This is a genomic window from Sorangium sp. So ce381 (assembly GCF_051473845.1).
GTDB classification, from domain to species: domain Bacteria; phylum Myxococcota_A; class Polyangia; order Polyangiales; family Polyangiaceae; genus Sorangium; species Sorangium atrum.
Genome location: NZ_CP150336.1, coordinates 8,940,100 through 8,967,042 on the forward strand (window position 1 = coordinate 8,940,100; position 26,943 = coordinate 8,967,042).

At 69.5% G+C, this 26,943-nt stretch carries 18 protein-coding genes and 1 pseudogene; 16 read left to right on the forward strand and 3 right to left on the reverse strand.

The window, feature by feature from the left end; genetic code table 11:
• Window positions 1-17: 17 nt before the first annotated feature.
• Both WMF29_RS33395 and WMF29_RS33400 read right to left on the reverse strand, forming a co-directional pair.
• Window positions 18-926, reverse strand: a complete 909-nt coding sequence (locus WMF29_RS33395) for a JmjC domain-containing protein (protein WP_437324162.1) — start codon at window positions 924-926, stop codon at window positions 18-20.
• 124 nt (window positions 927-1,050) lie between these two features.
• Window positions 1,051-1,674: a GNAT family N-acetyltransferase gene (locus tag WMF29_RS33400; RefSeq protein WP_437324163.1), complete on the reverse strand. Its 624-nt coding sequence runs from the start codon at window positions 1,672-1,674 to the stop codon at window positions 1,051-1,053.
• Between the two features lie 110 nt (window positions 1,675-1,784).
• On the opposite strand from WMF29_RS33400, the gene WMF29_RS33405 reads away from it, so the two are divergent.
• On the forward strand, window positions 1,785-3,230 hold the full coding sequence (locus WMF29_RS33405; protein WP_437324164.1) for a PLP-dependent aminotransferase family protein: 1,446 nt from the start codon (window positions 1,785-1,787) through the stop codon (window positions 3,228-3,230).
• 411 nt (window positions 3,231-3,641) lie between these two features.
• Window positions 3,642-7,022, forward strand: a complete 3,381-nt coding sequence (locus WMF29_RS33410) for a Kelch repeat-containing protein (RefSeq protein WP_437324165.1) — start codon at window positions 3,642-3,644, stop codon at window positions 7,020-7,022.
• Between the two features lie 464 nt (window positions 7,023-7,486).
• On the opposite strand, the gene gmd is transcribed toward WMF29_RS33410, so the two are convergent.
• Window positions 7,487-8,530, reverse strand: coding sequence for a GDP-mannose 4,6-dehydratase (gene gmd / locus WMF29_RS33415; RefSeq protein ID WP_437324166.1), 1,044 nt, complete (start codon window positions 8,528-8,530; stop codon window positions 7,487-7,489).
• Window positions 8,531-9,608: 1,078 nt separating this feature from the next.
• Between gmd and WMF29_RS33420 the strand changes: the two genes are divergently transcribed.
• From WMF29_RS33420 to WMF29_RS33485, 14 genes and pseudogenes are all read left to right on the forward strand, one after another.
• On the forward strand, window positions 9,609-11,000 hold the full coding sequence (locus WMF29_RS33420) for a sugar transferase (protein ID WP_437324167.1): 1,392 nt from the start codon (window positions 9,609-9,611) through the stop codon (window positions 10,998-11,000).
• Window positions 11,001-11,103: 103 nt separating this feature from the next.
• A complete protein-coding gene (locus WMF29_RS33425; protein ID WP_437324168.1) occupies window positions 11,104-11,838 on the forward strand; it encodes a class I SAM-dependent methyltransferase in 735 nt (244 codons plus the stop codon).
• 1,039 nt (window positions 11,839-12,877) lie between these two features.
• Window positions 12,878-13,318, forward strand: coding sequence for a response regulator (locus WMF29_RS33430; RefSeq protein WP_437324169.1), 441 nt, complete (start codon window positions 12,878-12,880; stop codon window positions 13,316-13,318).
• A gap of 133 nt (window positions 13,319-13,451) precedes the next feature.
• Complete coding sequence (locus tag WMF29_RS33435; protein WP_437324170.1) at window positions 13,452-13,619, forward strand: hypothetical protein; 168 nt, start codon at window positions 13,452-13,454, stop codon at window positions 13,617-13,619.
• Between the two features lie 189 nt (window positions 13,620-13,808).
• Window positions 13,809-14,849, forward strand: coding sequence for a glycosyltransferase family 2 protein (locus WMF29_RS33440; RefSeq protein WP_437324171.1), 1,041 nt, complete (start codon window positions 13,809-13,811; stop codon window positions 14,847-14,849).
• Window positions 14,850-14,916: 67 nt separating this feature from the next.
• Window positions 14,917-16,098: a polysaccharide biosynthesis/export family protein gene (locus tag WMF29_RS33445; RefSeq protein ID WP_437324172.1), complete on the forward strand. Its 1,182-nt coding sequence runs from the start codon at window positions 14,917-14,919 to the stop codon at window positions 16,096-16,098.
• Between the two features lie 21 nt (window positions 16,099-16,119).
• The gene (locus WMF29_RS33450) at window positions 16,120-18,432 is read left to right on the forward strand and encodes a polysaccharide biosynthesis tyrosine autokinase (RefSeq protein ID WP_437324173.1); all 2,313 of its coding nucleotides are present in this window, start codon (window positions 16,120-16,122) and stop codon (window positions 18,430-18,432) included.
• A gap of 22 nt (window positions 18,433-18,454) precedes the next feature.
• Window positions 18,455-19,900, forward strand: a complete 1,446-nt coding sequence (locus tag WMF29_RS33455; RefSeq protein ID WP_437324174.1) for an O-antigen ligase family protein — start codon at window positions 18,455-18,457, stop codon at window positions 19,898-19,900.
• A gap of 12 nt (window positions 19,901-19,912) precedes the next feature.
• Window positions 19,913-20,173, forward strand: coding sequence for a glycosyltransferase (locus tag WMF29_RS33460; protein WP_437324175.1), 261 nt, complete (start codon window positions 19,913-19,915; stop codon window positions 20,171-20,173).
• 149 nt (window positions 20,174-20,322) lie between these two features.
• Entirely contained in the window at window positions 20,323-21,447 is a 1,125-nt protein-coding gene (locus WMF29_RS33465; RefSeq protein ID WP_437331192.1) for a glycosyltransferase family 4 protein, read from the forward strand.
• A gap of 41 nt (window positions 21,448-21,488) precedes the next feature.
• Window positions 21,489-22,676, forward strand: a pseudogene (locus WMF29_RS33470) (glycosyltransferase family 4 protein); the annotation flags it as partial.
• Between the two features lie 188 nt (window positions 22,677-22,864).
• The gene (locus tag WMF29_RS33475; RefSeq protein ID WP_437324176.1) at window positions 22,865-24,382 is read left to right on the forward strand and encodes an oligosaccharide flippase family protein; all 1,518 of its coding nucleotides are present in this window, start codon (window positions 22,865-22,867) and stop codon (window positions 24,380-24,382) included.
• Window positions 24,379-25,509 (forward strand): glycosyltransferase, encoded by a 1,131-nt coding sequence (locus WMF29_RS33480; RefSeq protein WP_437324177.1) that lies wholly within the window; start codon window positions 24,379-24,381, stop codon window positions 25,507-25,509. The genes WMF29_RS33475 and WMF29_RS33480 overlap by 4 nt, the downstream gene beginning before the upstream one ends.
• Window positions 25,502-26,764 carry a glycosyltransferase gene (locus WMF29_RS33485; RefSeq protein ID WP_437324178.1) on the forward strand — a complete coding sequence of 421 codons (1,263 nt, stop codon included), beginning with the start codon at window positions 25,502-25,504 and terminating at the stop codon, window positions 26,762-26,764. Before WMF29_RS33480 ends, WMF29_RS33485 begins: the two co-directional genes overlap by 8 nt.
• Window positions 26,765-26,943: the final 179 nt, after the last annotated feature.

The window sequence follows — 26,943 nt, forward strand, 5'->3', positions numbered from 1 at the left end:
GGGCCCGGGGCTGGCCCCTAGCTCTCTTCCCCGTCGGCCGGCTCGGTGAGGGACTGGAGCACCTCCGCTGCATCGATCTCGCGGAGCCGCTTCACCAGCGCCTCGACGCGGGGCGCGATCCCCTCTCGGACGGTTGCAGCAAGGTGCGCCCCCCCTGCGGGGCAGTCTCCCCGGAAGGTCAGGTCCTCGGCGCACTCCCGCAGCGCGTCAGCCACCATCACCTCGACGAGGCGGTGCCAGGTGATCCGGTGGATCCCGGTGGAAATGTGGAGCGAGGGGCCCTCGACAGCGGTCGCCTCATGGAGATAGCCGCGGGGGATGTACAGCGCTCCACCCGGCTGCATTTCGATCTCGCCCCAGCGCGGGGACATCTCGCGGAGCTCGGCGGTGCGGCAGGCGTGGTGGCGGTGCAGCGGCGCCTCGAGGAGGGGCTCGTAGATGGTCCACCGCTTGCGCCCCTCGAGCTGGAGCACCACCACGTCGTGGGTATCCCAGTGGCGGGGGAAGGTCTGCGCCCCGCCCGGCGTGAGGTAAAGGTTCGTGTTGGCCTGGGCCAAGAGCGCTCCGGACAGGGCGCTTGTGAGCGCACCGACGGCCGGGAAGCAGTCCTGCACCCCCGCGAGGAGCAGGCTACCCCCCTCCACCTCGAAGAAGCGCCGCACCCCCGCGCCGTCGAGCGCAGCGTCGGGCTCCGCCCGGAGGAAGCGTTTGGCGTCCACGTACTCCGACGTCGCGTCGATGAAGAACACCTTCTCGGGATGCACCCGGCCTTCCGCTATCGCGTCCAGCACCGCCTCGACGGTGGGCAGGTCGGCGAGGCCATCCCCGCCCTTCGGCGGTGAGGCGAGGGGCCGGCTCGGCGAGCGCCCGGAGGTGCGAGCGCCGCGGAGGAGATCGTCGAGCGAGCCGGGGATCAGCGACTCCATGGGGCAAGGCATGAAAAACGCCGCGGAGGACAGGAGACGCCAGGGCGGTCGTTCCTGTCAAGCACGGCCTGCCCGTGGGACCTCGGGGCGACAGTCCCTTCGCGCGCCTCCGCCGCGATGATCCTCAGCCAGCCACCCGCACCGCCAGCGTCGCGCCCTCGGCGCTCGCCAGCCGGGCCAGCAAGCGCTCCTTCACAGCAGCCCATTCGCTCGCCAGGATCGAGAACAGCACGCTGTCGCGCAGGCTGCCGTCGGCGCGCCGCATGTGCGACCGCAGCACCCCCTCCCGGGTCCCGCCGATGCGCTGGATGGCGGCCTGGGAGCGCAGGTTGCGGACATCGGTCTTCAGCTCGATGCGCTGGCAGCCGAGTTGCTCGAAGCCATGCGTCAGCTGGAGCAGCTTGGCTTCCGTGTTGACGCGGGTGCGCTGCCACGCTGGCACGATCCAGGTGCCGCCGACCTCGACGGACGGCAGCGCGGCGTCCACGCAGCGAATGCTGGTGCCGCCGATCAGCTCGCCCGTCGACGCGAGGCGGGTTCCGAAGGAGATGGCTTCTCCGCGGCTCTGCATCGCGAGCGCAAGGCGGATGACCTTCTCGACGTCGGCCGCATCGCGCATGGAGTAGGGGATGAACCGCCAGACGTCGGGAGCGGACAGCGCGGCCCGCTTGATCTCGGGCAGCTGATCTTCAGACAGGGGCTGGAGCACCACGGCTTCGCCGCGGAGCGTGCTCGGGGTGAGGTGCATGTGGGTTCTTTCCGGGAGGCCGACCCCGCCAACGAGCCGCGCCTCTCCCGGATGTCTAGCGCAGGCTGGTTGCAGCATTTCGTCCAGATGTGTGTTTATACTTCGACCAGATGGGCTCCTCTCCGAAGCCGCGCAGCGCCGTCTCCCGCGACGGTCGGCGCACGCGCTGGGTGCCCGTCGCGCAGGCGCTGCGCCGGGCGCTGGCGAGCGGCAGCCGCGTGGCGGGCGAGCTGCTACCGTCCACGCGCGAGCTGGCGAGCACCTATGGGGTGCACCGGCAGACGATCATGGTGGCGCTGGACGCGCTATGCGCGGAGGGGCTGCTGTGCGCGGAGCCGCGCCGTGGCTATCGCGTCGCCCCGCCCGAGCCCGGGCCGCCTGCGCCGCGGCACGAGGAGCGCAGCGCTACGCACTACCAGTTTCGCGTCGTGCGCGAGCCCGGGCCGCCCCCCGCGGCGCTCGGCCAGGTGCGGTATCCGCTGCACGCCGCGACGCCCGATCCGGCGCTGTTGCCCCTGCGCGAGCTTCGGGCATCGTACGCGCACGTGCTCGCGCGGCACGGCACGAGCGCGCTGCATGCTGCCGACGCGGACGGTAATCCGGCGCTCGTGCGGGAGCTGCTCGCCTACCTGCGGCGCGCGCGGGCGGTGCAGTTCGAGCGCTTGCTGGTCACGTGCGGCTCGCAGGAGGGCATCGCGCTCGCCGCGCACACCTTGCTCGGACCCGGCGACGTCGTGGCCGTGGAAGATCCAGGATACTTCCCCGCCTGGCGGGCGTTTCGAGCGGCGGGAGCCGAGGTGGTGCCCGTCCCGGTGGACGCGCGAGGCCTGCACGTCGGCGCTCTCGAGCGTCTGCTGCGGCGGCGGCGCGTCCGGCTCGTGTACGTAACGCCGAATCATCAGTATCCGACCACGGTCACGCTCTCGGCGCCGCGCCGCCGCGCCCTGCTCGACCTCACCCTCGCGCACGGCGTGCCCATCCTCGAGGACGACTACGATCACGAGTACCACTATCGCGGCGAGCCTCAGCCTCCGCTCGCCGCCAGCGCGTCGGCGCCGCACGTCCTGTACGTCGCCAGCCTCTCGAAGCTGGTCGCGCCGGGCGTTCGCGTCGGCATGGTGTGCGGCAGCGGCGAGCTGCTCGACGTGCTCGCGCGGCAGCGCCAGAGCACCGTCAGGGCGGGGGACGGCGTGACCCAGGCAGCGCTCGCCGATTGGATCGCGGAGGGAGGCTTCGAGCGCCACGTGCGGCGTGCCCGGCGCGCCTACGCCGAGCGCCGCGACGCCGCGCTCGAGTCGCTGGCGCGCGCGGCGCGGAAGGTCCCTCTCGAGGTCACGCCTCCCGACGGAGGCCTGGCGGTCTGGACGCTCTGGCCCCGGCACCCGATCGTGGAGCTGGCGCGCCGCGCCCTGGTGCGCGGCGTCGCCGTCCTGCCAGGCCCGCTCGCCACCCTCGAAGCGAGCAGCGCGGGCATGCGGCTCGCTTACGGCCGGGTCAGCCCCGCGCAGTTCAGCGCCGCGGTGAGCATCCTTGTCGACGAAGCAAAGCGGATGTGATCGGTGGCTCCCGAGGCACTCACGTGCTGAACTCCTGCATCTCCGTACTGCGAGCCTACGGTTCGCTCGGTTCGACGTCGGCCCTCTCTCGGGGTTCGACAATGCGCTCGTCGACGAGCTCTTCTTCAAGGGCACCTCGCTGAAGTCGAACTTTATCTGCATGATCGGCCACGGAAAACCGGAAGGGCTCTACCCGCGCGGCCCCCGGCTCGATGATGAGACATCAGTGAAAACAGCTTAAACTTCGATTTCTCGCACGCGAGCGGATCGACCCTCGGCACGTTCGGGCCCGCGCTGCCGCCCGGCTCGAGCTTCTGGTGGATGACGTCATGTCCGACGCCGTGATGTCGAGCGACGCGGTGAATGTTCACGCGACCCCGCGCAACGAAGGCCGCGGAGGCCAAGAGGACCATGCGATCGAGTTGGAGGTTCGGAGCCGCCCTCACGTGCGGGATCGTGGCGCTGCCCGCGGGCGTCGCGTGGGCGGCCAGCACGCCGTCGTGGGAGGCCGTGCCCTCGATGATCACCCCGCGGGCCGAGCACTCGGCCACGGTGCTCCAGGACGGCCGCGTGCTCGTCGCGGGTGGATTCACGGAGGTGGACGACGGGTCGCCGGACGCAGCGCGCACGGCGGTGGGCCTCGCGGCGGTCGAGATCTACGACCCCGCGACCAGGACGTGGTCGCCTGCGGCGCCGCTCTACCAGGGCCGGCACGGTCACGCGGCCGTCCTCCTGCCGGACGGGCAGGTCCTCGTGGCGGGCGGCCGGATCAGACGCGAGCAGAGCGGGACAGAGCTCAGCTCGGCGGAGCTGTATGACCCGACGAACGACACCTGGACCAAGGTGGGGTACCTGGCCAAGCCCCACCCCGCGCCCTCGATGGTGCTCGTCGACGGCAGGCCCGTGCTGGTCGGCATGGCCTGGTCCAACTCGCTGTTCATCGACGAGATGAACGCGGCCGTCTACGACCCGACGTCGCGCTCCTGGACGCCAACGGCCTTGTGCCGCGAGTCGACGATCAACCCCGTGAGCGCGACGCTGCTCCGCGACGGGCGGGTGATGTCGGTCGGGAGCAGCTGCAGCATCTATGACCTGGAGACCCGGCTCTGGACCAACGAGCGCAGGCCTGTCCTGTCAACGTCGAGGTACAGGTACCCTGACGCGATGACGCTCGCGAGCGGCGGTGTCCTCGTCACGGGAGGCACCCTCTTCGGTCCCGACCCGGCGGTCCACGCCTTCTCGCAGGTCTACTTCCCCCAGGAGGACCGCTGGACGGCGACGTCCGGGTCCTATGCTCCGGCCTCGTCGTGCGGGACGGCCCAGAGCTCGAGCAGCATCCGGGGGACGCGCACATCGCTGCTCCCGAGCGGGAAGGTGCTGCTGACCGGAGGCATGGAGACCTGCGGCACGTACACGTTCTACGGGACGAAGGCGCTCTTCGACGAGGCGACCCTCGCCTGGTCGAGCCTCGACCTGGAGTCGCCGGTCACCCTGGCGCGCGCGTTCCACTCCTCGACGCGCCTCGAGGACGGCAGCGTGCTCATCGCCGGCGGGTACGTCGGCGCCACGACCCCGACGGCGTCGGCCGTGCTCTTCCACGAGCGCTCGCCGCTCGGCGCGGGCTGCGCGAGGGACAGCGACTGTGGCAGCGGCTCCTGCGCGGACTCGGTGTGCTGCGACGCGCGCTGCGACGGCCCCTGCGACGCCTGTGCGGCCGCGTCGGGCGCATCGCAGGACGGCGCCTGCACGCCGGTCACGGGCGTCGCCTGTGACGACGCGGACGCGTGCATCGCGGGCGGCGTCTGCGAGGCGGGCGCGTGCGTCGGGGGCGCGGCGGCGCCGGACGGGACTCCATGCAGCGACGGCGACGTGTGCTCGACGGCGAGCGCCTGCGTGGACGGCGCCTGCGTGGGGTCGAGCCTCGCGGTGTGCCTGCCCGCCGACGAGTGCCACGAGGCGCCGGCGTGCGACCCCGCGGCCGGGTGCGCGGCGCCCGGACCCGAGCTGCCGGACGGCACCTCCTGCGCTTTCCCGGGCGCCGAGGATCGGTGGCAGGAGACGGCGCGGATCGACGCCTCCATCCTCGCCGGGTTGCAGACCACGGTCCTCCTGGACGAGACGGTCCTCGTCATCGGCGGGGCCCCGGTGCCCGGCCGGAACCAAACTCAGCGTGTCTGGACCCGCTACGATCCGAGCACGGGCGCGTGGGCGGCGACCCAACCGATCGACGGCCTGCGGAGCGCGCAGACACCCACATTGCTTCCGGACGGGACGGTCCTGGTGATCGGCGACAGCCCGTTCGTGAGCACCGACTTTGGCCCTGCGCCGACGAGGCGATTCGCCCCGGCGGCGGGCGTGTGGACGCCGGCCGCGTCCACGGTCGCGCCGCGCTTCTTTCACACCGCCACGCTGCTTCAGGACGGCCGGGTGCTCGTCGCCGGCGGCGACAAGCCCGGCGGTGCCGGTGGTGTCCTGGTCGAGGTCTACGATCCGGTCGCCGACACGTGGACCGCGAGAGCGCCCATGAACGTCGCGCGCCAGAACCATTCGGCGACGCTGCTCCAGGACGGCCGGGTCCTCGTCGCGGGCGGCGCTGACGGGTATCCCCCCGAGAGAGCGGATCACCACCTGACGAGCGCGGAGATGTACGATCCGGCGACCGATACGTGGACGCCCGTCGCCTCGATGCGCTGGGCTCGCATGCGGCACACGGCGACGCTGCTTCCGGACGGCCGGGTGCTCGTGGCCGGAAGCTGGGGTACCGAGAGCGGCAAGACGGTCGAGATCTACGATCCTGCGAGCGATACGTGGACCTCGGCGGCGGAGATGACCACGGCGCGGAGATCTCCTGGAGCGGCGCTCTTCGCCGACGGTAGGGTCATGGTGGCGGGCAACTCGCATGACGAAAGCGATGGCGCCCTCGCCGCCGAGCTCTACGATCCGGCGAGCGACACCTGGGCGCTCGGGCCGGCGCTGGACGTGATGGTCAACGACCACGCGACGGCGCTGCTCAACGATGGCCGTGTCCTGATCGCCGGCGGCAACGCCGGTTCTGTGGTCGCGCCTTATCAGAAGATCGACCATGCGTGGCTCTATGTCCCGGCGCAGCCCGCGTCGCGCGGCGCGTGCCAGGCGGGCGCCTGCGTGCCGGGTGGAGGCGGCGCAGGCGGAGACGGCGCGGGCGGCGGTGCCAGCGGCGGGGCGGGCGGCGATGGCGGGGCGGGCAGCACGGCCACAGGCGGTGACGGCGGCGGCATCAGCGCTGGCGTCGGCGGCGACGCGACCAGCGGCGGCGGCGACCCGACCAGCGGTGGCGGCGGCGACCCGACCAGCGGTAGCGGCGGCGACCCGACCAGCGGTAGCGGCGGCACAGCCACAGGCGGTGGCGGCGGCGCGAACAGCGGTGGCGGCGGTAGCGCCACCGGCAGTGCCAGCGCAAATGCAAGCAGTGGCGCCGGCGGCGATGCGACCAGCGGCGTCGGCACTGGCGCAACCGCCGGTGGCGGTGGCGAAGGCGGCGCTGCCACCGGCGGCGACGGCGGAGGTGCCAGCAGTGGAGTTGGCGCCACATCCACCACGACCGCCGCCGGCGGCGATGACGCCAGCAGCGCCGGCACCGGCGCAACCGGCGCGCAGAGCAGCGGCGGCGGCGACCTCCCGAGCGCAGGAGGGGGCGGCGGCTGCCGCATGACGCCAGGCAGCCAGGGCGCGCCGGCCTGGCTGCTCGCCCTCGGGGCGCTCGCCACCGCGCGGCTGCGCAGGCGCCTCGCGAGGTCCAGCCGATCCACCTGAGTGGCGGCCGGCTATCCAACCCGGGTTGTTCCCCTGGACGGCTCAACCCGGGTTGGCCATCCGTCGAGCGCATCGTTGGACGGACGGCCGGCGGCGAGGGAAACCGCGCGGCAGGAGACATCGGCGTCGAGGCAGAGCGCCTCGCGCCACCCGATGCCGGGTCGACATCGACTGGCACCAGAAACGATGAGCCGCACAGGAAGGAGCCGGCGTCCCCTTCCCTCTTCCTTTCCCGCGCCGCGCCGTTCCCGCGCCGCGAGACACGCGACGTTCAGCTCCTCCGACAGGTATCGGCGCCGCCAACAGATCCACCACACAAGCTCAGGGATCTCGACACATGCCCTGGATCGGCTCGGCGGCTCTTCGACGGCGCCGCGCCGCGCGTGCTGCCGCTGGGCGTGCCCGAGGCGATCGTGCCGCGAGTCCCGCGGCGGCGAGCAGCGCCAGGGCAGGGGCAGGAACGATCAGGCTCCCCCCGCCAGTCTGTCCAAATCCGCCCGCATCATCATCTCCACAAGTTCGGGGAAGCCGACCTTGGGCTTCCAACCCAGTTTGGTCCGGGCCTTGGTCGAATCCCCCAGGAGGAACTCCACCTCGGCGGGACGGTAGAACTTGGGGTCCACTTCCACGATCACCTTGCCGGTCTTGCGGTCGCGCCCAATCTCGAAATCGCGCTCGCCCTCCCAGGCGATGTCAAACCCGGCGATGGGGGCGGCCTGCTCGATGAACTCGCGCACGGTGTGGGCCTCCCCGGTGGCGGCCACGTAGTCGTCGGGCTCGGGCTGCTGTAGCATCATCCACATCATCTCCACGTAGTCCTTGGCGTAGCCCCAGTCGCGCTTGGCGTCCATGTTGCCAATGCGCAGGGTGGGCTGGAGGCCGGCCTTGATGCGGGCAAGGGAGAGGGTCACCTTGCGGGTCACGAAGTTCTCGCCGCGGCGCGGCGACTCGTGGTTGAAGAGGATGCCGTTGCTGACGTGCATGCCGTAGGACTCGCGGTAGTTCTTCACGATCCAGAAGCCGTAAAGCTTGGCCACGCCGTAGGGCGAACGCGGGTAGAATGGGGTCGTCTCGGTCTGGGGCGTCTGCACCACCTTGCCGTAGAGCTCCGAGGTGGAGGCCTGGTAGAAGCGGGTGTGGAGCTTGTTGCTGCGAATGACCTCGAGCAGGCGCAGCACCCCGGTGGCGTCCACGTCGGCGGTGAACTCGGGGCAGTCGACGGACACCTTCACATGGCTCTGGGCCGCCAGGTTGTAGATCTCGTCAGGGCGCACGGCGGCGACCACGCGGTTGAGGCTGCTCGAGTCACCCATGTCGCCGTAATGGAGCTCGTAGACCTTGCCCGCCTTGCGGGCCTGGTCGCGCACCTCCTCGATGCGGCTGCGGTTGAATAGGGAGGTCCGGCGGATGATGCCATGGACGTCGTATTCCTTCTCCAGAAGGAGCTCGGCCAGGTAGGAGCCGTCCTGGCCCGTGATGCCGGTGATGAGCGCGGTTTTTCGACCCATGTTTCCCCCTTCGTGCGCGGGAAGTGCCGTTCCCGCGAAGGCCAAAAAATAGCAAAAAACGCGCGCCATTGGCATCGGGAAGGCCCTTTTACAACCTTTCGGCCCCCATTTAGATCCGCTCGGGGCGAAGGACGCTGCGCTTCAACGCTCGGGGCTCCGTCCCGCTTGCGTTCGGGAGCGGGCTCGTCGGTGTGGAAGCGCGGCAGCGGGACGCTGGTCGCGAGCCGGCACGACGGCGAGAACGGATCCATAGAGGCCGCGACCGTCCCGTCGGCAAAGGCGTGCTTGAGCGACAGCCGCACCAACCCGCCCTGTTGCAGCTCGACGCGCTCCTGCGCAATCGGGGTCTCAGGACGTAGCGCAAAAGCGCCTCCCTCGCCGCGGCATGGTGCGCTCCGGCGCGCGTCGCAGCGTGCAAGGCCAAGCCATCCAGCGAGGCGCACAGCGGCTTGTCGTAGGCGAGCGCGCTCGGTAACAGTGACGGCAGCCCGCGGAGCCATTGCGGTCCGGCGGGAGGCTCTCGTCCATACACGGCGGAGGCGCATAGCGCGGCCTCGAGCTCGTCGTCCTTGTCGATGCATGCTCGAGATCGAAGAGCCCGCGCCGTCGCAGAGTGCGCACCATGCGCCGGACGGCGTCCTCGAGCACCCGTCCAGGTGCGGGCGCCGGCGCTCGCTCGCGCTGTCAGCGCTCGGCGCCGGCTGATCCATGCAGGCCGTTCGGCCATGAGGCGCGCGGCCGCGAACGGGCGTGGTCGCCCCGCCGCGACGAGCCCCAGCCTGCTGAGAGACAGTCCGACCTCGACGAACCGCAAGCTCTCCGGCTCGACGGGTCACGAGCGTCAATCGACCCGGCGCGGGCGAGCCGCGATTCACGCCTTCACTCCCTTTTCGACCTCGACGCTTGTAGATCACGGTTGCAAGCGCAATCGCTCTGTCGCACATCCGGTGAGACCTGACCCCGCAATCATGTGTCATCCAAGGGTGCGGGCCGACTTTCCTGCTATACCTGGCAATACACGTCGGGTCATTTGCCCGATTATCCAAAGACCCAACATGACTCTGGTCTGAGGTATTCGATGGCTTTTCGCAAGCAGACAGCGGCTCTGGGGGGAGCGCCGACGCTCACTCTCGCAGCAGACTGCGCAGTCCTGGTCCTTGCATCGATCGCTTCGTCGGCGACGGCCGGAGGTGTCGTCCACTGGGGCTCTGTCGTCACGATGGCACCGATAGCGCTGGCGGGATGGCTGCTCGGTAGCCGCATCCTGCACCAGTACGACGTCTTCAAGGCGCAGGGCCTTGCGGGCGATTTGGTCCTCACGTCCGTCTTGGTGCTCGCCGTCGCGTCCATGCTCGCTCTTTTCAGGGCGACAGTAGATGGGTACGCCGCGGATGCGACGCTGAAGCACTTCCTCGCCGTGCTCTGGTCCGGCACGCTCCTGCTCCGCATCACGCTCCCCGGGGGGCGGGGGCTAGCCAGGAACGAGCCCAACGACACCCTCGTCATTGGCGTCGGCCCGCTCGGCCGCCACACCGCCCGTCAGATCCGCGCTCGGAAATCGTCGCGCGAGGCGATCTGTCACCTCGCCTTCGTCGACGAGGTGAATAGCGGTCGAGTCGATGGTCGAATCCTCGGGACGAGCGACGACCTCGAGCGCATCCTGCGGGAGCGCGTGTTCGACGAGGTGTACATCGCGGGCAACTCGCTCCGGCACGGCAGTGCGATGCAGGCCAGCATCCGGGTGTGCGAACGGTTCGGGATACCCTTCGCGCTTCCGGCCAGTCATTTCCGGTTCGATCGGGCGCGCCCGGCGGACGCCCGCGCCATCTCCGATGGCTACGTGCATTACCTCAGCGTGGAACACAAGCCCTACCAGATGGCCGTCAAGCGCGTCCTCGACATCCTCGTATCGAGCTGCTTGCTCGTCCTGCTCTCGCCGTTGCTCCTCGTCGTTGCGGCGCTCATCGCGCTGACCTCGCCAGGTCCGGTCCTATTCCGGCAAAAACGGGTAGGGCGCTATGGGCGCACATTCGAGATGCTCAAGTTTCGCTCGATGGTGGTCAATGCAGAGGCGCTGAGGTCGAGCTTGATGACGAGGAACGAGCAAGCCGGGCCTGTGTTCAAGATCAAGAAGGACCCGCGGGTGACGCGCGTCGGCAGCATCCTTCGCAAGTACAGCATCGACGAGCTTCCGCAGCTCGTCAACGTGCTGCGCGGCGATATGGCCCTCGTCGGGCCGCGCCCGCCGCTTCCCAGCGAGGTTGAAAAATACGAGGCCTGGCAGCGCCGGCGCCTCTCGGTGCGTCCCGGCCTGACGTGCGTGTGGCAGGTGAGCGGTCGCAACAATGTCTCGTTCGAAGAGTGGATGTACCTTGATATGCGGTACATCGACCACTGGAGCATAGCGGAAGACATCAAGCTGATCCTGAAGACTGTCCCGGTCGTGATTGCCGGCCGCGGCGCCAGCTGAACCCTGGCCGCCCCGCGCGGCGCGCAAGCTCGCGGCGACTCACGTCGCGCCCTGAGCATCGATCGGCTATCGCTCACTGGAATCAATCAACGAGGAGATGAGCATGTCGTCAATCATGACCGACTTTACGAACATTTTTCCATACCTTGCAGGCACAAAGTTCAACGAGAGCATCGCCGTGACTTACAGCGGCAAGATCGATATCCGGCACCGAAGCGACGTGTTGATCGACATGTGCCGTGGCAAGCGGGTGCTTCATGTCGGATGCTGCGACCACGCACCTCTCATCAAGAAGAAGATCGAGCACCGAGATTGGCTCCACGGTCTGATCACGGAGTGCTCCGAGTACACGCTCGGCGTCGATATCGATCAGGACACGGTGCGGAAGGCGAGCCAGATTTCCGGACTGGACAATATGGTGTCCGGCGATGTGACGTCCCGCCATAAGATAGAGCAGATTTCCGCCCGGAAGTTCGACATTGCCTTGTTCGGCGAAGTCGTCGAGCACATCCCGAATCCGGCTTCCTTTCTCGGCCAATTTAGAGAGAACTACGGTGACGTCGTCAAGAAAATCGTGATTACCGTGCCGAACGCTTTCACGGGCGGCAACATCAAGGGAGCCCTGAGTAACACCGAAACGATCAACTCGGACCATCGATTCTTCTTTACGCCTTACACGATCGCAAAGATTGCCCTGGACGCCGGATTTTCTCCGGAGGAGATCCAGATGGCGACGTTCACGAGGGCCGGCATGATGAAGACGATGCTGCTGCGGCGTTTGCCTCTGCTGGCCGAGAACATCATCTTCACCGGTTCGGTTACGCCCGGGCGGGCGTAAACCGCTCGGCGATCTGATACGTCGTGGAAGAGCGACGTGAACTTTGCGTTCCTGTCCTGCTGTGCCCTATGTCGTACACGGTCGAGCGCACTGGGCGCACCTTCGATCCGGCTCTGCGTCCGGGTGCGTTTTGCTCGTCCGTGTTCCCCTTGGCCAGGCCCCTTCCCTCCACACCATCCGTTCGGCGACCACCATCCTGACGCGGAGCGGGCTGCGGACATAGGCTTGGAGGGGGGCCGGCCGCGCGCCTGCGGGGCCGGCGCGCGGGCGCGAACGGGCGTGGTCGCCCCGCCGCGACGAGCCCCAGCCTGCTGAGAGACAGTCCGACCTCGACGAACCTCGCGCTCTCCGGCTCGAGAGGTCACGAGCGTCAATCGACCCGGCGCGGGCGAGCCGCGATTCACGCCTTCGCCCCATTTTCGACCTCGACGCTCGTCGATCACGGCTGCAAGCGCAAGATCTCTGTCGCACATCCGGCGAGGCCCGACCCCGCAATCATGTGTCATCCATGAGTGCGGGCCGACTTTCCTGCTATACCTGGCAATACACGTCGAGTCATTTGCCCGATTATCCAAAGACCCAACATGACTCTGGCCTGATGTATTCGATAGCTTTTCGCAAGCAGACATCGGCTCGAAGACCGTTCCGGTCGTGATTGCCGGCCGCGGCGCCAGCTGAACCCTGGCCGCCCCGCGCGGCGCGCAGGCTCGCCGCGGCCAACGTCGCACGAAGGTCCTGGCAGCTCGTTCGCGCTTCCGCCGGGGACACGGTGTTCATCAATGAAACCGCTTTCTCAGCGCCCATTGCTCCGACGACCCCGGGCCGACGGCGGGGCGCACCGCCCGCGGGCGAGCGCGTGCGAGGCCGGTTCGTCGTCCCGTGGGATGCGTACTCTGGGAGCGGCGCCCACGGCGCCGCAGGTTCTGCTCTGAACGGCTCCTCGATGAATTGCTGCTATTCCAATTCGCAGAATTTTTTCTTGCGACTGCCGTGTTTGTCGCTATATACGCAATGTCTATGTTCTGGTGTGGGGGGAGCGATGACTGACAAAAAGCAATGGCGAGTCCTCGTTGTCGATGATGAGCCAGTATTTACCGCCAGGTTGACAATCGCTTTGAGGAGACTTGGATTCCTTACCGAGGCGGCGATCGACTGCGAGGCGGCGAACCGACGCATCCTGGAGGACCCGCCCGACGTTGTCTGCGTCAGCCTGAGCCTTCCTCGCGATTCGGGATACCACCTCTGCGAACTGATCCGCAGGAGCCCAGCGCTGCATCATTTGAAGATCATCGTGATGAGTGACAGGCACTCTCCTGAGGTCATCGCCTACGCCGAGGAGGCGGGGGCGAACGCATTCCTCAAGCGGCCATTCAAGCACGAGCTGCTCGCGGAGTGCATGGTCACGGTGCTAGAGGAGCCTCGGGCGCCGCAGGTCGAGGCGTCTCAACACATCCCGGGCACGGCCTTCGCATTGGGGTGAGCGGCGTCGATCCGGGGCGCCTCGCGCCGTGTTCCTGGAGCTGATCCAACCCGAGCGGAGGGGGCACCGACAGCGCTCAGGCCGCGCGCACGCGTGAGCTCGCCCGTTTGTCCTCCTCGCGGCGGCCGAGACCGTGCTGCTCCCGCGACACGGCAAATGCTGGATGCTGACCAGCATGGCCCCGGCCGACGTGAAGGATCAGCGAAGCGAGCTGTACCTGTTCTCGGGGCCGTCGACGCTGGGCACGGGCTGGACGCCTTGCGCGGTCAACCCGGTGCGCGTCGATCCGGCCGGAGGATGAAGTGCGGGTGAAGGTCGACCTGATCCATCCGCGGCTGGTCGTTCTGGTTCGGCACGCAGATCATCCTGCGCACGCCGGCGTGCGTCCTGCTCCGGCGCAACGCCTACCGAGAGCGGCACGGGCGGCTTGAAACGGGTATTTGGCGGTATGGCAGCGGGCACCGTCCGCTGGCCCGCGGGGGATGCTACGATGGACACGATATCAGTCATCATTCCCAGCTACAGGCGCTGTGAAGACCTGGATCGCTGCCTGCGCGCGCTGGCGCGGCAGCAACGGCCCGCCGACGAAGTGGTGGTGGTGGCGCGCGCCGACGACGCGCCCACGCTGGCGCTGCTCTCGCGCTGGCTGCGCACGGCCAGCCCCGACGCGCTGCCAGGCCTGCGCCTGGTCACCGTGGACGAGCCCGGCGTGGTGGCCGCCTACAACCGCGGCTTCGGGGCCGCGCGCGGCGACATTCTGTGTGTGACCGACGACGACGCGGCGCCGCACCCCGACTGGCTGGCGCGTATCGGCGGCCATTTCGCGCGCGATCCCGGCCTGGGCGGCGTGGGCGGGCGCGACCATATGCATGAGGGCGGCCGCGTGGTGCAAGGCGCCGCGCGGTGCGTGGGCGAGGTGCGCTGGTACGGGCGCGTGATCGGCAACCATCACATCGGCGCCGGAGCGCCGCGCGACGTGGACGTGCTCAAGGGCGTCAACATGGCGTGGCGCCGCAGCGCCGTGACAGGGCTGCGCTTCGATACGCGGCTGCGCGGTGCCGGCGCGCAGGTGCATTGCGAGTTCGCGTTCAGCCTCGCGGTACGGCGCGCGGGCTGGCGGCTGCTCTACGACCCGAAGCTCTGCGTCGATCACTTCCTCGCGCCGCGTGCCGATGCGGACCAGCGCGGGGTGTTCCACGCCGAGTCTTATTACAACAGCAGCTACAACTTTTACTTCGTGCTCGACGAACACCTGCGCGCCACCGGCGCGCCGGCCGCGCGCCGCGCGCTGGTCGGGGCGTACCAGGTGCTGGTGGGCGCGCGCGACAATCCGGGCTTGCTGCGCGCATTCGCGCTGTGCATAGGCGGCGAGGGCGGGCGGGCCTGGCGGCGCATGTCGCTGGCGCAACGCGCGCGGGCCGATGCGCTCCGCGCCCTCCGACAGGCGCCCCACGTGGTGTCGCCCACGCTCGCAGCGTCGGAACGTGCGGAAACAGACGTGCTGAAACAGACGTGCGTCCGGGTGCCGTGAGCGCTTCACTAGCTCCCATCGGTATACAGCAACAAGGGTGCACCAGCTTCGATCAGGAGAAGCTGCCATGGTAAACAAGATCCTCCCCACGCTGGCCGTCGCGGCCGCCTTGTCCGCGCTGGGTGGTTGCACCTTGGCACCGGGGCCCGCGCTCGATGCCAGCCGCCTGCAGGACGACCTGTCCACCAAGACCGGCACCGACGTCTATCCCGTCAAGCTGATCACCGCGGAGCTCGTGCGCGCACAGACGGACTCCATCGCGCTGGCCGCCGCCGTGCCGGATTCGCCGGCGCGCGCGGGCAACCTGGCCCAGTCGCTGAGCGAATACGAATACGAAATCGGCCCGCAGGACCTCGTCGGCGTGACCGTGCTCGATCACCCGGAGCTGAGCTCGGGCCTGATAACCGCCCCGGCGACCGGCGCCGCCGCGCCGGTGCCGGGCGTGCCGCAGATCACGCCGACCACCCCGCCGGCCGACCAGAGCGGCTATCGCGTGAACCGCAACGGCGAGCTGTACTACCCGCCCGTGGGCAAGCTGCAGGTGCGCGGCAAGACCGTGGACGATGTTCGCGGGATGATCACCCGGGCTCTCCGCGTCACAGTGCGCGACCCGCGCGTGGACGTGCGCGTGATTGCCTACCGCAGCAAGCACGTGGACGTGACCGGCCAGGTGCGCGCACCAGGCATGCTGCCGGTGACCGACGTGCCGATGACGCTGGTCAACGCCATCACGCGGGCAGGCGGGTTTGCGCCGGACGCCGATGTGCAGAAGGTGCGCCTGATGCGCGACAGTCAGCTCTATGAGTTCGACCTCGAGGCGCTGATCGAGCGCCGCAACGGCGCGCACGACTTCCTGCTCAACGGCGGCGACGTCGTCTATGTGCCGGACCGCCTGTCGAGCCGCGTGTTCGTGCTCGGCGAGGTGGTGCGGCCGCAGTCGCTGCTGATGAACAAGGGGCGGTTGTCGCTGGCCGATGCGCTGGCCGGCGTCAACAGCATCGACATCCGCACCGCCGATCCGCGTCAGATCTTCGTGGTGCGCGGCATGCGCGACAAGCCGCAGACGCCCGACGTGTACCGGCTCGACATGACGCAGGTGGACGCCATGCTGCTCTCCACGCAGTTCCGGCTGGAGCCGCTCGATGTGGTCTACGTGGGCACGTCCGACGCCGTGCGCTTCAACCGCGTGCTGGAGCAGATCACCCCCGCCATCCAGACCCTGTTCTTCAGCAAAGAACTGGCTCGCTAGCCTGGTCAGTACGGAGCCGACATGAACCCCCCTGTCCAGCGCCCCTACGGTACGCCGCTACCCCTGGAAGACGACGAGTTCGTCCTGCGCGATCTGGTGCGGATGGTGCGCCAACAGCTTGGCTGGGTGATCGGCATCACGGCCGCGGTGGCCGCCGCCGCCACGCTGTACGCCTACTCGATGCCGGCGATCTATTCGGCCGACGCGCTGCTGCAGGTGCAGGCGAGCAACCCGGACAGCGCACCGCTGGCGCGCGCCTCGCAGATGATGGGCGGCGACAAGCCGCTGCCCACCGAGACCGAGATCGAGATCATCCGCAGCCGCTCGGTGCTGGAGCCGGTCGTCAACGCGTTCCGGCTCAATGTGTCGGTGGCGCCCGTGACCATGCCGTTCATCGGCAACCTCGTGCGTCGCTTCGCCACGACGGGCGAGCCGGCGCCGGCGTGGTTCGGCCTGAAGCGCTATGCGTGGGGTGACGAGCAGATCGACGTGGAGCTGCTCGGCGTGCCGCCGGCGCTGGAGGACGTGCCGCTGACGCTGCGCGTGCTCGAGGACGGCGCGTTCGCGCTGTTCGATCCCAATGGCGTGCAGCTGCTGACCGGACGGGCCGGAGCCACCGTCGACGACGGCCCGCTGCAGATCCGCGTCGGCAAGCTCGCGGCGCGGCCGGGCACCGAGTTCACCGTGACGCGCGCCAACCAGCTCGCGGCCATCGAGAAGCTGGGCAAGTCGCTGCTGGTGCTCGAGCAGGGCAAGCAGACCGGCGTCGTGCAGATATCGATGGAGAGCAGTGACCGCGTGGCGGCCATGCAGATCGCCAACGCGGTGGCGCAGTCGTATGTGCGGCAGAACCTCGAGCGCCACCAGGAGGAAACCGCGCGCACGCTGGACTTCGTGAACGCCGAGGTGCCGCGCGTACGCGCCGACCTGGAGAAGGCCGAGGACGCGCTGGCCGCGCTGCAAGAACGGCAAGCCGCGGTGCGGCCCGCGTCCGAAGCGCAGTCGTACCTGCAGGGCAGGCTCGAGATCGACCGCCAGATCGCGATGCTGACCCTGCAGCGCACGCAGCTGCTGCAGCGCTTCATGCCGGAGCACCCGGACGTGCAGACCATCGACGCGCAACTGGGCCAGCTGCGCGCCATGCAGCAGAAGCTGGAGGCGCGCTTCCGCGACATGCCCGCGTCCGAGAAGTTGGCCGTGCGCATGGAGCGCGACGTCAAGATCGCGCAGGAGATCTACATCTCGCTGCAGAACAAGGCGCAGGAGCTGATGATCAATCGCGCCGGCATGGTGGGCAACGTGCATATCCTCGATGAGGCGCTGACCCCGTCGTCGCCGGTCAAGCCCAAGCGCGCGCTGATCATCGCAGCCGGCCTGATCCTGGGCTTCGTGCTGGCGGTGCTCACGGTGTTCATGCGCCGCGCCGTGTTCGGCCGCATGCGCGAGATCGAGGAGATCGAGCACCGCCTGGCGCTTCCGATGTTCGGCGAGATTCCGTTCAGCCCCGCGCAGAGCCGGCTCGCGGACTGCTCGCGGCTCGAGGCCAGGGAGCCGCCCAAGCTGCCGATGACGGTGGAGCTGGCCGGCGCGGAACACGTGCCGGTGACGCCCGAACGCGCCGAGGAATGGCTGCCCGCCGCCGCGCGGCCGGTGCTGGCGGAGAGCCACCCGCATGACGAGGCCATCGAGGCGCTGTGCGGCATCTGCACGCAGCTCCAGTTCACGCTGAAACAGATGGGCCATCGCGTGGTGGCGACGGTGGGCGCCACGTCGGGCGTGGGCAAGAGCTTCGTGGCGGTAAACCTCGCCACGCTGCTGGCCAAGTCGAACCGGCGCGTGCTGCTGATCGATGCCGACCTGCGCCGCCAGCGCCTGTCCGGCTACTTCAACCGTGCCGCGGGCATGGGCCTGTCCGAGCTGCTCGGCGGCCGGCTCGATGCCAACCAGGCCGTGGTGCCCACCGGCGTGCCCGACCTCTGGCTGGTGCCGGCCGGCAACTTCGGCGCCACGCCGGCCGAGTTGCTGCTGAACACGCGCTTGCGCCAGGCGCTGGAGAGCTATGCGTGCACCTACGACCTCGTCATCATCGACACGCCGCCGGTGCTCGACCACAACGACGCCATGCTTGTGGCCGCGCTGGCCGGTGCCACGGTGATGGTGCTGCGCGCGGGCGTGCATACCGAGCAGCAGATCGTCGCGGCGGTGAAGCGGCTCAAGCGTGCCGGCGGCAACGTGGTGGGCGGCATCCTCAACACCGTGAGCCGCAATGGCGGCCACCAGCCGGCCGACAGCATGGACGACGTGGTGACCCGCACCACGGGCCAGGCAGCATGACGCTTGACGGAGCACGCCGGTAATGGACCTCGCCCTCGCCCTCGACGCCCCCGCGCGACGCAAACAGCGGCAGCTGCATCCCGCGCTGCTGCCGGGTCTGTTCTTCGCGTTCGTGCTGTTGCTGATCCTGCTGCGGCTGGGGCGCGTGGTGGAGCTGTTCTATCCGGCGGGCGCGGTGCTCGTGGGGCTGCTGTGCTATCGGCGCAGCCCGACCCAGTACGTGTCGTTCCTGTGCTGGCTGTACTTCCTCTCGCCCGAGGTGCGCCGCATCGCGGACTTCTCCAACGGCGCCTACAACCCGATCAGCCCGATCCAGATGGCCCCCAGCCTGGTGGCCGTGATGAGCGGGTTGACCGTGCTCACGCACTACCGCGTCGTGGCCACCAAGCGCGCGTTCCCGTCGCTGCTGCTGGTGCTGGCGCTGATCTATGCGCTGGTGGTGGGCTGCATCCGAAACACCATTCCGTCGGCGGTGTTCTCGTGCGGCGAGGCCATCATCCCGATCTTCGTCGGCTTCCATATCCTCGCCACGTGGAAGCACTATCCGATCTATGCGCGTGTGCTGGTCACCACGTTCAGCTGGGGCATGTTCGTGGTGGGGGCCTACGGCGTGATCCAGTACGTGCTGATGCCGCCGTGGGATGCCATGTGGTTGTTGCGCTCGGGCATGGACTCGGTGGGCCAGCCGTCCCCGTTCAGCTTCCGCGTGTTCAGCACGCTCAATGCGCCGGGGCCGCTCGCCAACGTGCTGATGAGCGGGCTGCTGTTCATCCTGGCCGGGCGCGGCAAGGTGGTCTGGGTGGGCGCGGTGTCGGGGCTTTCGGTGCTGCTGCTGACGGAGGTGCGCGCCGCATGGGGCGGGCTGATCGTCGGCGGACTCTACGCGCTGGCCTGCATCGATGGCCGCACGCGCTCGCGCGTGATCCTGGCCATCCTGATCGTGGCCGCGCTGTCGGTGCCGATCTTCGCGATCGATGAATTCGCCAATCGGGTGCTGGACCGCATGCAGACCGTCTCGTCTATCAAGGACGACCACAGCTTCCAGGCGCGGCTGCAGTTCTATGAATCGTTCCTGTCCGTGGCCACCAGCGACATCGCGGGGCAGGGCATGGGGTCGATCGGCATCGGCACCAAGCTCGACTCCGCCACGAGCCAGCTCGGCAAGTTCGGCGTGTTCGACAGCGGCCTGATGGAGATTCCGTATGTGATGGGCTGGCCCGGCACGTTGCTGTACGTCACCGGGCTGCTGTGGATGATTGGCCGGTCGATGAAGCACGGGATGGCGATGAAGTCGAACCGCCTGCTGGCCGCGGCCGCGGGCACGTCGATTGGGCTGGTGTCGATGCTCGTGTTCTGCAATCCGCTGAACGCGTCCGGCGGCATCCTGTTCCAGATCGGCGTGGCGCTGCCCGTGATCGGCCATCGCCATGCCCGCATGCTGGCCGCGCAGGGAGGACCCAGCGCATGAGCGCCCGCCAGCGTGCCGCTGCTGCTGTTTGCCGGCGATCTGCGCACACCGCGCAAGGACCTCGGCACGGTACTGGCCGCCGCGATCCGGCAGCTCACGGCGGGCCCCGATGCGCTGCGGCGCATGGACCAGGCCGGCCGCGCCGCCTTGCTGGACCAGGGCTGGGACGCGATGCGCGAACGCTATCTGCAGTTGTACCGCCGTCTGGCACGGCGGCCCGCAGCGGCGGGCGTGCCAGACATTGACATGACGCTGAAGGGAGAATCCAGATGACCGCACCTTGCACACTTGCCGAAACCTCAGCGCTGCATCCGCCCGGGGCATTGCGCACGCATGCCGGCGCGCCCGACAAGGGCCGGGAATCGCTGGCCGCGCAACGGGACGAGGCCGCGCGCACGCCGCTGACTGCCTTCCAGATCGGCATGCACTGGTTCCCGGAGCGCCCGGGCGGACTCGATCGGCATTACCACGCGCTGGCCGGCGCATTGCCCGGTGCGGGCGTCGCCGTGCGCGGCATGGTGGCGGGCTCGGGCGCGGCGGCGGCCGACACGCACGGCGCCATCGTCGCGTTTGCGCCGCCTGGCGCCAGCGTGCCGATGCGCCTGCTGCATGCGCGTCGCACGCTGCGCGAGATGCTCGCGCGCAACCGGCCCGACGTGGTGGTCTCGCACTTCGCGCTCTACACGCTGCCCGGGCTGGACCTGATCCGCGCGTATCCCACCGTGATGCATTTCCAAGGGCCGTGGGCGGCCGAGAGCCAGGCCGAGGGTGCGGCCGATCTGGCCAGCCGCATCCAGCATCGGATCGAGGCGGCCGTGTATGCGCGCTGCCAGCTCCACATCGTGATGTCGATGGCGTTCGGCCGCGTGCTGGAGACGCGCTACGGGGTGGACCCGGCGCGCATCCGCATCGTGCCCGGCTGCGTGGACGCGGCGCGCTTTGGCGTGCCGATGGAGCGGCGCAGCGCGCGCCAGGCGCTGGACCTGCCGACGGACCGGCCCATCGTGCTGACGGTGCGGCGGCTGGTACGCCGCATGGGGCTCGGAGACCTGGTCGATGCGATGGCGACGGTGCGCAAGCACGTGCCCGATGCGCTGCTGCTGATCGTGGGGCGCGGCACGATCGAAGCGGAGTTGCGCGAGCGCATTGCCGCGATGGGCCTGCAGCATCACGTGCGGCTGATGGGCGCGCTGCCCGACGCGCAACTGCCGCTGGTCTATCGCGCGGCGGACCTGAGCGTGGTGCCCACGTTGATGCTTGAAGGGTTCGGGCTGACCACGTTGGAATCGCTCGCGGCCGGCACGCCGGTGCTGGTGACGCCGGTGGGCGGCCTGCCCGAGGCCGTCAGCGACCTGTCCGGTTCGCTGGTGCTGCAAGCCAGCGGCGTGGCGGCGCTGGCGGCCGGCCTGACCGATGCGCTGCGCGGCACGCTGCGCCTGCCCGATGCCGAGGCGTGCCGCGCCTACGCGCGCAGCCGCTTCGATATCCCGGTGATCGCCGCCAAGACGGCCCAGGTCTACCGCGAGGCGGTCAACCGCTGCGAATGAGCCGATGCGCCGATGAGATGAGGAAGTGAGGGGGAGCCGAGATGAAAGTCGCAGTAGTGCATGACTGGCTGGTAACCTACGCCGGTGCGGAACGGGTGCTGGAGCAGATCTTGCGCTGCTATCCAAACGCCGACGTCTTCAGCCTGATCGACTTTGCCGAGGAGCGTGCCTTCCTGCAGGGCCGGCCCGTCACCACGTCGTTCATCCAGCGGCTGCCGTTCGCGCGCACGCGCTATCGCGGCTACCTGCCGCTGATGCCGCTGGCGATCGAACAGCTCGACGTGTCCGGCTACGACCTCGTGATTTCCAGCTCGCACGCGGTGGCCAAGGGCGTGCTGACCGGCCCGGACCAGCTCCACGTGAGCTACGTCCACACCCCCATCCGCTACGCGTGGGACCTGCAGCACCAGTACCTGCGCGAGAGCGACCTGCAGTGCGGGCTCCGCTCGGTGCTCGCGCGCATGCTGCTGCACTACATCCGCAACTGGGATGCGCGCACGCGCGATGGCGTGGATCACTACATCGCCAATTCGGCGTTCGTGGCGCGGCGCATCCGCAAGATCTACGGGCGGCATGCCAGCGTGATCCATCCGCCCGTGGACGTGGACGCCTTCGTGCCGGGCGGCCCGCACGAGGACTATTACGTCACGGTGTCGCGGCTGGTGCCTTACAAGCGCGTGCCGCTGATCGCGGAGGCGTTCCGCGCCATGCCGGGCCGCAAGCTCGTGATCGTCGGCGCGGGACCGGAGCTGGACAAGGTGCGCGCCGCCGCCGGCCCCAATGTGCAAGTGCTCGGCAATCAGCCGTTCGAGGCGATGCGCCGCATCATGCAGCATGCGCGCGCGTTCGTGTTCGCGGCCGAGGAGGATTTCGGCATCTCCGTGGTGGAGGCCCAGGCGTGCGGCACCCCGGTCATCGCCTATGGCCGGGGCGGCGCGCTGGAGAGCGTGCGTGACGAAACCAGCGCGATGCCGACCGGATTGTTCTTCGCCGAGCAGAGCGTGCCCTCCATCGTCGATGCGGTGGAGCGGTTCGAGCGCAATGCCGCGCTGTTCCGCCCTGAATACTGCCGGCTCAACGCCGAACAGTTCTCGGCCGACAATTTCCGTGAGGCGCTGCTGGGCTTCGTGGCGCGTGCGCAGGCCATGGCGGCTTCGGGCCGCCAGCCGGACCAGCCCGAAGGCGGCCCGGCGCGTGCCGTGCGCGACGACCAGCTCGACCGCACCGGCCGGCAGGTGGGCGTGATGACGCCGGGCCCAGAGGTGGGCCGCGACTGCGGCTGGGTGGACGTGCCGATGGGCATCACGGCGCTGCGGCGTGCCGATGGCGAGTACGTGGTGTTGGTCGGGGAAGACGCGCGCGGCAAGAACCTGATGTACCGGTGGCGGCCCGCGCTGGCGGCGGAAGCGACCCGGCCATGATGGACGTGACGCTGCGGCGCAACCTGCTGATCAACCTGACCGGACTGGCCCTGCCGACGCTGGTGTCGCTGGTCACGGTGCCGCTGTACATCAAGGTGCTGGGCGTGGACCGCTTCGGCGTGATGGCGCTGGTGTGGGTGCTGATGGGCTACTTCGCGCTGTGCGACTTCGGCATCAGCCAGGCCGTCGAGAAGCGCATCGCGCGCGCGCTGGCCACGGCCGATCGCGAGGACATCGTGCGCACCTTCTGGAGCGCGTTCTGGACCAACCTGGCCACCGGCCTCGTCGGCGCGGCCATCCTGTGGGCGGTGGCCGGCGCGTACTTCCACTGGGTCACGCATGCGTCGGAGGCGCTGCTGGCCGAGGTGGCGCAGGCGTTGCCGTGGCTCGCGCTGTCGATCCCGGCGGGCAACGTGGCACTGGTGCTTGCCTGCGCCATCAGCGCGGCCGAGCGCTTCTCGGTGTTCAGCATCAACCAGATCATCGGCATCGTGCTGTTTCAGGTGCTGCCGGTGACGGCCGCCTTCGTGTTCGCGCCGACGCTGCAGGTGGCGCTGTGCGCCGCGGCCGTCGCGCGCGCGGTCAGTACGCTGACGCTCGGCGTGTCGGCGCTGCGGGTGCTGGAAATCCGCACCGTGCAGCACGCGCAGCGGTCCAGCGTGCGCGCGCTGTTCGGCTACGGCCGCTGGATGCAGCTCACGTTGGCCGCGAACATGATCGGCGAATCGCTCGACCGCGTGGTGGTGGGCGCGCTGCAACCGCCGCGCTTCGTCACGTACTACGCGGTGCCGCAGAACGTGGTGTCGCGGCTGGACCTGCTCTCCGTTGCGCTCTCGCGCACACTGTTCCCGCGCCTCGCGGCCGCGCCGCGCGAAAAAGCGGTGGAGATCGCCCACCACTCGCTGGGCTTCCTGCAGACGCTGCTCACGCCGGTCACCATTGGCGCGCTGTTCGTGCTCGAGCCGTTCCTGCACCTGTGGGTGGGTCAGGAGCTGTCCACCAGTTCGGGCGATGCCGGTCGGATCATGATCATCGGTGTGTGGCTTGCCGGACAGACCACCGTGGCGCGCAACCTCATGCTGGCACAAGGCAAGGAGGCAGGCGTGGCGCATGTGTCGTTGCTGCTGCTGCCGGCCTTCGCGTCGTTGCTGTGGGGCGGGGTCTACCTGTTCGGCATCCAGGGCGCGGTGATGGCCGCGCTGGTGCGCCGCGTGGTCGAGTATGCGGCGCTGCTGCGGTACTGCGGCATGCGCGCGCGGCCGCTGTTGCGCGAGATGGCGCCGCACCTGGCGTTCGTCCTGGTGGCGCTGGTGATGGCCTCGCACGTGGATGGCTGGATACCTTGCCTGGCGGTGGGCACGGCCCTCGCCCTATGCAACATGGGATGGTCGCTGCACAGCTCGGCCACGTTCCGCGACGTGGCGCAATCGGCCTGGCAGCGGCTGACGCGACGCGCGCGGGATGCCGCCCCGCAGGACATTGCCACGCAGGCGAACCACGGAGGCAAGACATGAGGATTCTTCACCTGGCCAACCACGCGCTCGATGTCGGCAACGGCATCGTCAACGTCATGGTGGACCTGGCGGTGGCGCAGGCCGCGGCCGGGCACGAGGTGGCCATCGCGTCCGCCGAATGCGGGTTTGGCGACTGGCTGGCCGGCACCGGCGTGCGCCACGTCACGCTGCCGCAGCGCAAGCCGCTGGCATTGCCGCTGGCCGTGCGGGGACTGCGCCGGTTGACCCGCGCGATAAGGCCGGAGATCGTCCATGCGCATATGGTGTCTGGCGCGCTGGTCGGCTGGCTGGCGCGGCGTACGGGCGGCGAGCGCTACGGGCTGGTGACCACGGTCCACAACGACTTCCAGCGCAGCTCGGACCTGATGCGGCTCGGTGACCGCGTGGTGGTCGTCAGCGGCGCCGTGGCGGCATCGATGGTCCGGCGCGGCATTCCGGCGGACAAGACCAGCGTGGTGCGCAACGGCACCATTGGCTCGGCGCGGCTCGCGCGGCTGCCGGTGACCGACATGTCGCTGGCCGGGCCGTCGATCGTCACGGTGTGCGGGCTGTACGCACGCAAGGGCGTGCTGGACCTGATCGCCGCGTTCGCCGATGTGCGCCGCGCGGTGCCGGCGGCGCAGCTCTACCTCGTGGGCGATGGCCCGGACCGCGCCACTTGCGAGCAGCTGGCGCGCGACGTCGGCCTGGCCGATGCCGTGCACCTGCCCGGCTTTGTGCGCGATTCGCGCCCGTGGATGCGGGCCGCCGACGTGTTCGTGTTGGCATCGCATACGGAATCGTTCCCGCTGGTGCTCAGCGAGGCGCGCGAAGCCGGTTGCGCGATCGTGGCCACGGCGGTGGGCGGCGTGCCCGAGGCCCTCGAATACGGCGCGGCCGGCATGCTCGTGCCCGCGCAGCGTCCGCGCCTGATGAGCGAGGCGCTGACAGCCCTGCTGCGTGACCGCGCCATGCTGGACCACTGGCGCACCCGCGCCGCCACGGGCACCGCCTGGCTGCGCGTGGACCGGGTGCAGCGCGAGTATGCCGAGATCTACGGCGCGTTGCTGTCCGGCGCACGCCAGCCGGCGCACGCCGGCACCGTCGCTGTGGCCGATGCCGCGAAGGAGCTGGTGCGCCATGGTTGAAAAGGCCCCCCCCGCCACGATGCGCGTGAGCTCGACGGCGCATGAAGCCAGCCCGGCGCGCGCGCCCCTGACTGGCGCGCAGCGCGTGCTGTTTGTCGACCAGAGCGGACAGATCGGCGGCGCGGAGCTGTGCCTGCTCGATATCGCGCGTCATCGGCGCCATGACAGCGAAGTGCTGCTGCTCGAGAATGGCCCGTTCCGCGAACGGCTGGCCGCGCAGGGCGTGCCGGTCAGCGTGGAGGCAAGTGCCGCCGTGCGCGCGCTGCGGCAGCGCGGGCTGGGTGCGGGCACGCTGCGCGGCCTGCTGGCGCTGCCCTCGCTGGTGTGCCGGGTGGCCCGGCGCGCGGCCCGGGCCGAAGTGGTCTATGCCAACACGCAGAAGGCCATGGCCGTCTGCGTGCTGGGCAAATGGCTGCACCGCCGGCCCGTGGTCTGGCATCTGCACGATATCGTCGATGCGAGCTTCTTCGGCCCGTCGCAGCGGCTGGCCATCCGCTGGCTGTCGCGCAGCCTCACGCGCGTGGTGGCCAACTCCCACGCGAGCGCCGACGCATTTCGCGCGCTGGCCGGCTCCGCCGTGCCTGTGGACGTGGAGCACAACGGCATCGAGCCGGCGCCGTTCGACGCCGCGTTGCAGCGCGACCGCCTGGCGCTGCGCGCGGCCAACGGCCTGCCGGCGGATGGCCTCGTGGTGGGGCTGTTCGGCAGGCTGACGCCGTGGAAGGGGCAGCACGTGCTGATGGATGCCATCGCGAGCATGCCCGGCGCGACGCTGGTGCTGGTGGGCGCGCCGCTGTTCGGCGAGCACGCCTACGAAGCCGCGCTGCGCACGCGCGCGGCGCAGCCCGATCTCGCTGGCCGCGTGCATTTCCTCGGCTTCCGCGCCGATGTGGCGGAGCTGATGCACTGCATGGACGTGGTGGTGCACGCCTCGGTGTGCGCCGAGCCATTTGGCCGCGTGGTGGTGGAGGGCATGCTGGCCGCGCGGCCCGTGGTGGCCACGGCGGCGGGCGGGGTGAAGGAGATCGTCGACCACGGCGAGACTGGCCTGCTGGTGCCGCCCGACGATGCCGGCGCGCTGGCGGCGGCGCTCGCGTCGCTGTCGGACGCCGGCGTGCGCGACGCGATGGGGGCGCGGGCGCGTGCCGCCGCCATGACGCGCTTCTCGCCGCAGACCATGCTCGCGGGCGTGGACCGCATCGTTGCCGACGTGGCCCGTGCCAACGGCGCGACGCGCGATGCACCGGCCGTCTGAGTCCGGATTGAAGCGATCCTATCTGATGGCGGTGGCGCCGAACCGACAGCTGGGAGGTGCTCGCATGGACGGCTTATAACACGCTCTGGCGCGCTGGCCCTCCGACGCGCCGAGACCCTGCTACCACGAGGCTGTACGATCGGCCGCTCGTTACGAGGGGCTTAAACTTCTGAACGTGT